This window comes from Aquiflexum lacus, from assembly GCF_015476655.1.
Lineage (GTDB): Bacteria > Bacteroidota > Bacteroidia > Cytophagales > Cyclobacteriaceae > Aquiflexum > Aquiflexum lacus.
Window position 1 is genome coordinate 38,676 of the sequence record NZ_JABFHF010000004.1, and the last position, 11,954, is coordinate 50,629.

At 43.4% G+C, this 11,954-nt stretch carries 2 protein-coding genes; both read left to right on the forward strand.

Annotated features, from left to right (window positions below; genetic code table 11):
• The first annotated feature begins 4 nt into the window (after positions 1 to 4).
• Positions 5 to 8,200, forward strand: coding sequence for an ATP-binding protein (locus tag HMJ38_RS05235; RefSeq protein ID WP_194973320.1), 8,196 nt, complete (start codon positions 5 to 7; stop codon positions 8,198 to 8,200).
• A 6-nt stretch (positions 8,201 to 8,206) separates the two neighbouring features.
• Positions 8,207 to 11,953, forward strand: a complete 3,747-nt coding sequence (locus HMJ38_RS05240) for a sensor histidine kinase (RefSeq protein WP_194973321.1) — start codon at positions 8,207 to 8,209, stop codon at positions 11,951 to 11,953.
• Position 11,954: the final 1 nt, after the last annotated feature.

Consider the following 11,954-nt stretch of genomic DNA (forward strand, 5'->3'; position numbering starts at 1 on the left):
TTCAATGGCAACTATAAACCCGAGAATAACTGAAGCAAAAAAAATTTACGAAATCTTTTGGGATAGCTATACCAAGGGAGACTTGGAAACTTTTGCCTCTACTCTGGATGACACTTTTGAAATGATCGGCACCTCCGAAACGGAAGTTTGCCACTCCAAAGCGGATGGCATCGCTTTTTTCAAAGCCCAAATGGAAGAGGTTGTCGGAAAAGTGGAAATGAGAAACCGGCAGATCAATGTCCTGCCTGTGGAAAACCTGATGCTGGTCAATGAGCAATGCGATATCTATGTTTTGACTGAAACTGACTTGTCTGCCCATAGCCAAGTCCTGTCAAATGACAAGCCGGTTTGGACATTTTATTCGAAAATCAGGATCTCCACTTTTCTTAGAGAAGCCGAAGCCGGCTGGAAGGTCATTCAGCAGCACGGTTCCCTACCTGACATGCGGGTGCAGGAAGGTGAAACCATGGCTATAGAGAAAATCACCAAAGAAAACCTTGAACTCAAGGATGCGGTCAAGCGACGCACTTCCGAACTGGAAAACAAAAACCGGGAGCTTGCTATCGAAGCGGCTCTCGAGAAAGTGCGAGCTGTGGCCACGGGCATGAAAACACCGGAAGATATGCTCGATGTCTGCCGGGTCATTTCGGACCAGTTACAGCAATTTGGAGTAGAAAAAATCCGAAATGTTCAGCTCGCGATTATAGACGAAAACATAGGTCAATACCTCTGCTACCAGTATTTCGCTCCTTATGGCAAAACGACCATTGAAAAAACAGAATATCTCAAAAGTCCGGTAGAGCATGGAATGGTCAGGCAGATGCTGGCCTCACGGGACGGGTATTTCATCGGTAGACTCAGCAGCAAGGAACTGGAAGATTTTAGGATTCACCGAAAAGAAGAAAACCATTTTCCCGATCCATTTTTGGATAAAGCCATCGAGTTGGATTATTGCTTTTTGTCTATTGGGGAAGGGGGACTTGGACTGACTTTGTACCAGCCAATAGCTGAGGATGTTTTGACTTTGTTTAAGCGTTTTCATCAGGTTTTTTCCTTGGCTTACCAGCGGTTTCGGGATATCCAAAAAGCAGAAGCGCAGGCAAGGGAAGCGCAGATTGAGGCAGCATTGGAGCGCGTGCGCAGCAGGAGCATGGCCATGCACAAAAGTGAAGAGTTGTTAGATGTAATCACAGTGGTTTCCGAGCAATTGCATCAGCTTGGTTTGAGATTTAACCACGTTAGTTTTGCGAACAACGAAATTGACCAGGATTATAAATTTTGGTCTTCGCTAAAAGGGATGAATCCTTTGCGGTTCAATGTTCCCTTTGCCAATTTATCCGTCTTTACGGGTTTAAAAAAAGCGCAGCAGGATGGAGTTCATTTTTATACCGACATCCTCAGCCGGAAGGATAACAGGAAATGGCACGCGCATTTGCTCAAATATGGTGGGTCTCAAATCTTTTCGGAAGAGATAAATGAATATATTATGCGTAGGGGAATGGCCAGATCAATCTCCATAAACCCCAATATTATCCTTATTCTGGCAAACTACGCATCTGTGCCGTACACCGAAGAAGAAAACAAAATCATTACGCGTTTTGGCAATGTATTCGAACAATCCTACACCCGCTTCCTTGATCTCCAAAAAGCTGAGGCTCAAGTCAGAGAAGCTCAGATTGAAGCTGCGCTGGAAAGGGTCAGAGCTCAGACCATGGCCATGCACAGCAGCGAGGACGTGGGGAAATGTGTTGTCAAGATGTTCAGTGAACTTACAGCCTTAGGGGTGGATGAGGGAACCCGCTTTGGTATCGGTATCCTGAATCATGAGAATGAAAACAATCAGCTTTGGACGGCACGCAAAACCGGAGAGGAAGTCAACATGCATATCGGAAACATCGATATGGCTTGGCACCCCATGCTAATGAGAGCCCGTCAGGCTTGGCTAGAGCAGGTTCCATTTCACAAGTATGTATTGGAAGGGGAAGATTTACTGAATTACTACCAAATGCTCAATAATGCCCCTGACTATAAAATTCAGATTCCGATAGAAAAATTACCCAAAAAAGAAATACAACACTGTTTCATATTCGAGCATGGATTTTTTTATGCATTCAGTCCCCGTGAATTCCAACCCGAATTAATTCATATTACCAAGCGTTTCAGTGCGCTTTTTGAACAAACCTACCGAAGGTATCTGGATTTGGTTAGAGCAGAAACCCAAGCCCGGGAAGCAGAAATCGAGTTGGCGCTCGAGCGGGTAAGGGCAAGGACCATGGCCATGCAGCACTCAGACGAGCTGACCGAAGCTTCAGAAGTTTTGGACCGGCAAGTCCGCGAATTGGGTATCGAAACCTGGGGCTGTGCTTTTCATATTTATGCAGATGATCCTGCCGGTGACTATGAATGGTTTAGCAGCCGTGAAGGCTCTTTGCCATTTTACAAAACTCCCAGAGAAAATTTCTTCTTAAAATTTTACGAAAAGGGCAAAGCCGGAGAAACTTTCCATGTGGAAGAATTCTTAGGCGAAGATTGCAAAGTCCATTATGATTACCTCATGACTATTCCGGTCATGGGTGATGCACTTCGTGAAATTGTGTCGTCCGGTGCCTCTTTGCCCGAGTCGCAGTATGACCATATTGCTTTTTTCAAGCATGGATTCTTATTGTTCATTACCTATCAGCCGGTTCCCGAATCACATTCCATTTTCCAACGCTTCGCCAAAGTTTTTGAGCAGACCTACACCCGCTTCCTAGATCTGCAAAAGGCTGAAGCCCAGGCAAGGGAAGCGCAGATTGAGGCAGCATTAGAAAGGGTAAGAAGCAGGGCAATGGCCATGCACAACTCACAGGAATTAAAAGAAGTGGCTTTGGAGTTGAGAAAACAAATGGGATTGCTTGGTCAAAAAGACCTGGAAGTTTGTGCAATCCATTTGTATGGCCATGATGAAGATTCCTTTGAATCGTGGAGTGCTATGAAAGCAGCGGATTCTGAAACAGAAATAGTTCAGACGCAGGCCAACTTTCCAAAAAAGGGAATTCGCATTGTTGATGAATTGATGCAACAATATAAAAATGGAAGCAGGGATTATGTTTTGGTAAATGAAGGAGAAAAAATTGAGGAGTGGTTTATGGTGATGGAAAATAATGCACCGGAACTGCACGCATCCATTATGCACGCAATAGGTTATGCTTCAGTAAATAAGCTCAAAGCCAACTGGTCGGTTGCTGATTTTTCTGGTGGGGCGTTAGTTATGGTAACCTATGGCGAACCGGATGCATCATCACGAAATTTATTGCGTCGCTCGGCCAATGTGTTTGAACAAGCCTATATTCGTTTTCTCGATCTACAAAAAGCGGAAGCACAGGCAAGGGAAGCGCAGATAGAGGCGGCACTGGAAAGAGTACGTTCCCGGTCCTTAGCCATGCATAAAAGCGATGAGCTGAATGAGGTAGTCTCCGTTCTTTTTGAAAAATTAAAAGACCTGCAGATTCCATTCACAGCCGTTGGCATTGCAATCAGGATTGAGGGTTCAAAAGACCTGAATGGTTTTGTATGCGGTCAGAATGATTCCGGGCTGGTCATCACCAACTATCGCATCCCTTATTTTGATAATCCAATACCGAAAGATTTATACAGCATTCTTGAAAAGCAATTGGATTTTTATGTGAGTCATTATTCAAAAGAAGAAAAAGATGCCTTCTATAATTATGTGATAGAAAATACTGCTGAATTCAGGCATTTGCCCGAAGATATCAAGCGCATGATATTCGACAGCACCAATTATACCATTTCCATGGTCGCAGTTAAAAATGCGGTGTTTAATGTCAATGATTTTGAAGGGAAGGTTTTAGCTGAAGAGGAAGTTGAAATCATCCAGCGTTTTGCGCGGGTTTTCGATCAGGCCTACACCCGCTTCCTCGATCTACAAAAGGCAGAAGCACAGGCAAGGGAAGCACGGATAGAAGCCGCCTTGGAGCGGGTAAGAGCCAAAGCTATGGCAATGCACAATACAAGTGACCTTGCAAACGCAAACAGCGTAGTATTCGATGAGTTAAATGCATTAGGAATTTCACCTTTAAGATCAGGAATCGGATTGGTTGATGCAGAAACCCGGATTGGTCTCATGTATGCCACAGTGTCCTCTGATCATGGAAATAATCTATTGCTTATTGGAGAAATATCATTGACCAATTATCATATATTAGAATCGATATATGACAATGTGATTAGCAAGCAGTTTTATCATATAGAACTCAATGGACAGGAATTAAAGGAATATTACGATATCCTTCTCGAAAGCTACGGTAATTTACCTAAACCTAAGTTTTCAATAAAAGAAACACAGCATGGATACTTCCTTCCTTTTGAGCATGGCACATTTTATGCCTGGACTCAAGACCCGTTCGATAAGGAATCATTGAGAACTATCGAACGATTTGTCAGCGTAATCAACCTAACTTACAATCGATATTTTGATCTAAAAAAAGCAGAAGATCAGGCTAAAGAAGCACAAATAGAACTCTCCCTCGAGCGGATCCGATCCCAGGTGACTGCCATGCAGGAATCCTCCGATTTACTCGATATTGTAGTGACCATGCGGACCGAATTTGTTAAGCTTGGTCATGAAGCGCATTACTTCTGGCATATGCGCTGGCTGCCGGAGCGGTATGATAAAGCGATGACTTCCGGTGATGGTACCAAAATCGGTATGGTGATGACACTTCCCCGGCACATCCACGGAGATATACCATTGGTAGCCGATTGGGAAAAGACGAAGGAACCCACCGTAGTACTTGCGATGGAAGTAGAAACGGCTGTGGATTATGTTCACAAAATGATCACCCTTGGTGATTTTGAGCAGGTGGACCCGCAAGCGCCTACGCTGGATGATATCCGGCATATTGGCGGCCTCACTTTTGTAATGGCACGAACCACACACGGGGAAATCGGTTACAGCCTGCCGGGAGTAGTGACAAATCCACCTAAAAATGCAGTAGATACCTTGATACGTTTTGCCGGAGTCTTCGATTTGGCCTATAAGCGTTTTGAAGATTTGAAATCCGCAGAGCGGCAGCACCGTGAAGCACAAATTGAACTGGGCCTCGAGCGCGTCCGGGCCCGCACCATGGCAATGCAAAAGTCCGAAGAACTTGCAGATGCAGCCTTTGTTCTTTTCGAACAGCTTAGGGCTTTGGGTGGCAATCTCTGGGGCACCGGATTTGGTTTGTGCCAAGAGCATGTTGAAAAGGATGAATTTTGGTTCGCCAATGAAAATGGGGTATTCCCGCCCGTTGCTATTCCGAACACCACTGATCCTGCACATAAGCAAATGTATCAGGGATGGCTGAAAAAAACTGATTTTCTATCCATTGAAAAGTCAGGAGCAGCGCTCAAGAGCCATTACGATTACATGTTGTCCCTTCCGGAGGTCAGGCTTTTTTTCCAAAAAATCATTGACGAAGGACTTTCTTTTCCTGAAAAGCAGCAGTGGAATGCCGCCTATTTTTCGAAGGGCTATTTACTGATCATCACGCTGGAACCCTATCCCGAACCTGAAATCTTTAAGCGCTTTGCCAAAGTTTTCGAACAGACCTACACCCGCTTTTTAGATCTCCAAAGAGCCGAAACCCAGGCACGGGAGGCTAAAATAGAAGCAGCCCTTGAAAAAGTCCGATCACGAACGATGGGCATGCAGTCGAGCGATGAGCTGCCTGAAGTAGCCAATCTGCTGTTTACAGAAGTGAGGTCGCTTGGTATCCCTGCCTGGAGCTGCGGCTACAATATTCTCGCTGAAGATAAAAAAACAGCTACTGCCTGGATGAGTAGCGAAGGAATCATGCAAACGCCTTTTCAGCTTCGCTTGTTTGGTGAAGCATCTTTTGATGAAATGGGTGAATTCATCCTGAGTGATCATACAATGTTTGTTCAGGAACTCGGTGGTAAAGCATTGGAAGATCACTATGCCTACATGAAAACCTTCCCCGACTTAAAATCCACTTTTGAAAATATCGAGGCAAAAGGGATTTCCCTACCCACCTATCAGATCAACCACCTCTGCAAATTCACGAGCGGATTTCTCATGTTCATCACCTATGAGCCGGTTCCGGATGCTCATGGTATTTTTAAACGCTTTACCTCGGTATTTGACCAAACCTACACTCGGTTTTTAGATCTGAAAAAAGCTGAAGCGCAGACCAGAGAAGCTCAAATAGAAAATGCCTTGGAGAAAGTCCGGTCCAGGTCATTGGCCATGCAAAGTCCTGATGAACTGATTGAGGTAGCGCAACTGCTTAGGGAAGAAATGGGTGCATTGGGCGTAGAGGAATTGGAGACCAGCTCCATCTACATCCAGGATGAAAGCAGCGAATTGACCCAATGTTGGTTTACCATTAAGAATCCGGAAAACCCTGACAAAGCCATAACAGACCAGATGACTATTGACCTTCAGGATACCTGGGTGGGCCGAAAGATGGATGAATTTTACCGGTCCAAAGCAAAACAAACTTCCATCCTGATGCAGGGAGAGGGAAGGATAGAATGGATCAGATATTGTGAAGAAAAATCCGACCTGTTTGGGACCAGCAATTTTTATGGAGAAACTATTCCCGATCGTACCTATCATTTGTACAAATTTTCCAACGGCTTTATCGGTGCGGCAGCTCCCGGGGAGATTTCCTCAGAAAGTTGGGAACTTTTAAAAAGAGCCACGGCAGTATTTTCCTTTGCCTATACCCGTTTCAGGGATTTGCAAATGGCCCAAGCCAGCGCTAGGACTGCCATGCGACAGGCTTCTTTGGACCGTGTTCGCGCTGACATTTCATCCATGCGCAATGCTGATGACCTTGACAGGATCACACCGCTGATTTTTAAAGAGCTGACCGTACTGGGTGTTCCATTTATCCGCTGTGGGGTTTTTATCATCCAGGAAAAACAAAAAATCGTTGAAGCCTACCTTTCTTCACCTGAAGGCAATTCACTTGGGGTTTTGCGGCTTCCCTACAAGGCCAGCGAACTCACCTATCAAACCGTGGAGGCCTGGCGAAAGGGAGAGGTGTATAAGCAGCATTGGAATAAGGAGGACTTTATCCAATGGATCAAACAATTGATGAAAGAGGATCAGATTCAGGATGGCAGTACTTATCAGGGTACCGCAGCACCTCCCGAATCTCTTGATTTGCATTTTGTCCCTTTTGCGCAGGGAATGCTTTATGTTGGCGCAGTCAGTCCCTTGGATGAAAAGGAATTGGAATTGGTACAGACATTGGCCAAGGCCTTTTCTATTGCCTATGCCCGATTTGAGGATTTTGTCAAGCTTGAGCAGGCCAAGGCCGAAGTAGAATCGGCCATGAGCGAACTCAAAGCCACCCAATCCCAACTCGTCCAACAGGAGAAACTCGCCTCCCTCGGCCAACTCACCGCCGGCATCGCCCATGAGATCAAGAATCCGCTGAATTTTGTCAATAATTTTTCGGAGGTGTCTATTGAGATGATTGAGGAAATTAAAGAGGAAAGAGCCAAGAGCCAAGAAACAAGAGACGAGACTTTGGTGGACGATATACTGGAAGATATCCAGTCCAACTTGGGAAAAATATATGAACATGGTTCGCGGGCAAACGGTATTGTGACTTCGATGCTGCAACACTCACGAGGAGGGTCGGGGAAAATGGAACCTACGGACCTCAATGCGCTAATAAAGGAATATGTCAACCTGAGTTTTCACGGAATGCGGGCCGGAAAGAATCCGATCGATGTGGATATCCAATTGGATTTGGATCCTGATTTGGGTATGGTGTCCCTGATCAAGGAGGACTTTACAAGGGTGGTGATTAATCTGTGCAATAATGCATTTGATGCGATGAGGGGTAAAAAGTACGAAGTACAAAGTACAAAGTACCAAGAGGGGGAGCACAGTGTTGTAAACTACCTGCCGAAATTGAAGGTGTCTACAATGCTTGAGAATGGACGGGTTCGGTTATTACTTGAGGACAATGGGCCGGGGATTCCGGATGAGATCAAGGACAAAATTCTGCAGCCTTTTTTTACAACCAAAAAAGGGACAGAGGGAACAGGGCTTGGGCTGAGTATCACGCATGATATTGTGAAGGCGCATGGTGGGGAGTTGAGCTTAGAGAGCAAATCAGATAATGAAAATAATAAGGGTACAACTTTCTACATCACACTCCCAATATTGAAAAATTAAAAGCATATGAACCTTCTTTCTAAACAGTTAAGATCATCTCTATTTTTATTAGGATTCATTGCCTTGTCCACTACTTCTTGTGAAGAAAAAAATGTATCCGCGGATGTCACAATTGATAGTGTTGAATTTGAAGAGCCAAGGGTAATTCCATTAGAATTAAGCGAGCCTAAACAAATCAATTGGGAAGTGACAGACATCAATGATTTTGATAGAATGTCTGAGCGAAAGGTTAACATACAATCCTTTCCGCAGAAACCCTTTTATCCCGATCGGTTCTTTCCACTAAAGACACCCATGACAGAAAATGAGGTGCTATTTGACTCTTTCGTCGACTCCTCTTTTAATTTTTCAGAGCTTCCTTCTAGCAAGATCGAATTCAAAACCTCCTTACTGGCAAGTCCAAAAAAAATAAAAGCTGGGTTACCCAAAATAGATAAAAATTCAACCCTAGGCATTTTAGAATTTAGTGAGGACCAAGGCCTTCCCAGCTATTTGGTTACAGCCTTAATGGAAGATAGTAATGGTATGATGTGGATTGCCACGGATAAAGGTTTAACTAGATTTGATGGCGCATATTTGGAAATTTTCGATTTCATTGAATCATTTTTCACGGGAAGTCAGGCAATTGTAAACAAAATATTAGAAGATAAGCGTGGTAGAATTTGGGTCTACACCTCTCAAAAAGGCATCTATGTAATTGACCTGAAAGTTGGCTTGGTGAGTAGCTTTAATTTTGTAGGCCAAAATTTCAACTTTAATGATAATTGCTCCATGATAATGGACAACGATGGCCAGATTTGGGTCGGTACCCTTCGGGATGGAATATACATCTTTAATTCATCCAACGATACCTATAAGCACATTCCTCAATGGGGCCCAAATAATGACAGAAATGCCTCAAAACTTACACTTGATCAAAATGGATCCCTTTGGGTAGGGTCAGCTTTGGGACTTTCAAAAATTGATATCCAGGGCGGAAAAACTCAAACCTTAGAAAAAGCATTCAATACCTCGATCGCCCCGATAACTGGCCTTTTCACGGATAATGAGAACCAGATCTGGATAGGCACTTCTGAGCAGGGAGTAGCAATTTTAAATTCTGATCGGAATAAAATCAGTTTCTTAGGTACAGAGCAAGGAGTCGGGACAAGTATAGTCCACTTTTCCGAAGGATCTGATCAAACGATTTGGATGTCTTCTAATGAGGGAGTATTCATTTATAATAAAGAAAACCAGAGACTGAAAAATCTAAATTCTTCTGATGGAATAATTGATGATTTTATCAATACCACCACTTTTGATAGTAAGGGACAACTTTGGATTGCAACCCAAGATGGAATCAACCTTTATGATCTTCAAGGTCTTGCTCCTATTTACCTCAATAGCTCTGATGGATTAACAGGACCGGACGCTTGGTCATTTTTTGAAGATTCCGAAGAAAGACTCTGGATTGGGACTAGACAAGGTTTGGATCTGTATGATCCCGGAAAAAATTCGATATCGAGATTAGACATAAATCTTGGCCTCCCTAAGGCAAACAATATTTCCCATAAAATGCAAAGGCTTTCAACAAGCCAGATTTTAATTACTTCGCCTGGTTTTGGTTTTGGTATTTATGACGAGGTAAACGAGACAATCAAATACCTCAGAGGTAATCAAGGTCTTGTTACGCTTTTTCCATCTTCGTCTATTGTAGATAGTAAAGGAAGACTTTGGACCGGCTCCTTTAGAAATGGTACTGTGGAATTTATTGATCTAGAAACCAATGAAATAAAAATGCTTACCAATCTGAATGGAATAATGGGAGATATAGTCTGGGGGTTTGCAGAAGATCGGTATGGTCAGATTTGGGCGGGGACAGATTTAGGAATAAATGTGATCAACCCTGAAAACAATACGATTTCCTATTTGATGGAAGATGGTGAGCTTAGTCAACGGAATACGGGTGCATTTTTTACAGATAAAGACGAAACACTTTGGATAGGAAGTCGATCTGGGCTCTTGATTGTCGACCAAAAGGCAAATTCATTAACTGAAATAAATACTGAAAATGGTCTGTCAAACCCTGCTGTTTACACTTCATATGGATCAAATGGAAAATACTATTTCGGAACAGGAAATGGGTTTAACCTCATAACTCCTAATACAGAAAAAAAGGAACAGGGTAAATTTGGCTATGACTTGAAATCATTTGAAAAAGGTCAAGGGTTAATTTACACTGATTTCAATGCTGACGCTGTAATTGAATTTAATAATAAGCTGTGGTGGGGAATTGAAACGGAGGCACTTACGATTACAAATATCCCCAGAGAGGACTCATCAGAAATCAAGACCTTTATCTCTGGCATCACCATTTCAGATCAAGCTCAAAATTTCTTTGACCGAGAGGATATTCTAAGAAAATACCCCGATTTGGACACGCTACTTAGTGCCGAACTAGATACATTTTACCTTTCTAATGCTATTCCCAAACAAAGCGATTGGCTCCAAAAAAATAATGTGAATTGGGACAGCATTTCGGGTTATTTTAATCTTCCGGTCAATCTAGAAATTCCTTTTGAACATAATTTTTTGAGTTTCCAGTTTACTAGTGCCCAACTTTCAAACCAAGACAAAGCTAAGTACAGCTATTTCTTAGAAGGTTTTGATAAGGAATGGAGCAAGGTAACCACAAACCCATTCAGTGAAAATTATAGAAACTTGCCTGCCGGCAAATATACCTTTCTAGTAAGTAGCTTATCCCCGGAAGGCCTATGGAGTGAACCCGCAAAAATTAGTTTTACCATCCTCCCTCACTGGACGAATACTTGGTGGGCTTGGTCATTGTACTTTTTAGTATTTTCTGCAATAGTTGGAGCAATAGTTCAATACCGGGCAAAGGCCCTCAAGAAGGAAAACTTGATCCTGGAAGAAAAGGTCAAGCATCGTACCTCACAATTAAACCAATCCCTCGAAAACCTCAAATCCACCCAAGCCCAACTGATCCAATCTGAGAAAATGGCAAGCTTAGGAGAGTTGACTGCCGGTATCGCCCATGAGATTCAGAATCCGTTGAATTTTGTGAATAACTTTTCGGAGCTTAATAAGGAGCTGGTTCAAGAAGCCAAAGAAGAATTGGCTAAGGGAGACCTGGAGGAAACCAAGGCAATTCTGAATGATCTTGAGGGTAACTCTGAAAAAATCAACCACCATGGCAAACGCGCCGATGCCATTGTAAAAGGCATGCTCGCACACAGCCGAAGCAGCTCCGGTGAGAAGATACCCACTGACATCAATGCCCTGGCAGATGAATATTTGAGGTTATCCTATCACGGATTGCGTGCCAGAGATAAATCTTTCAATGCTGACTTTAAAACAAACTTCGATCCGAATTTACCCAAAGTGAATGTGGTGCCACAGGATATCGGAAGGGTATTATTGAACCTGATCAACAATGCCTTTCAGGCTTGTGCTGGCCAACCCTCCAAGGGTTCCAAACACTTGGAGGGTTTTAACCCATTAGTAACCCTCTCTACCAAAAACCTCGGCGATAAAATCCAAATCTCCGTCAAGGACAATGGTCCTGGCATCCCCGACGCCATCAAAGACAAAATCTTCCAGCCTTTTTTCACCACCAAACCGACCGGACAGGGAACGGGATTGGGATTATCATTATCTTATGATATTGTGAAAGCACATGGGGGGGAACTGAAGGTGGAAACCTTAGAGAATGTAGGCACAACTTTTATCATTGAATTAGAAAAAAAGGCATAGT

Coding starts and splice junctions, on each gene's coding strand:
- HMJ38_RS05240 (WP_194973321.1), top strand. CDS start 8,207: ATGAACCTTCTTTCTAAACAGTTAAGATCATCTCTATTTTTATTAGGA.
- HMJ38_RS05235 (WP_194973320.1), top strand. CDS start 5: ATGGCAACTATAAACCCGAGAATAACTGAAGCAAAAAAAATTTACGAA.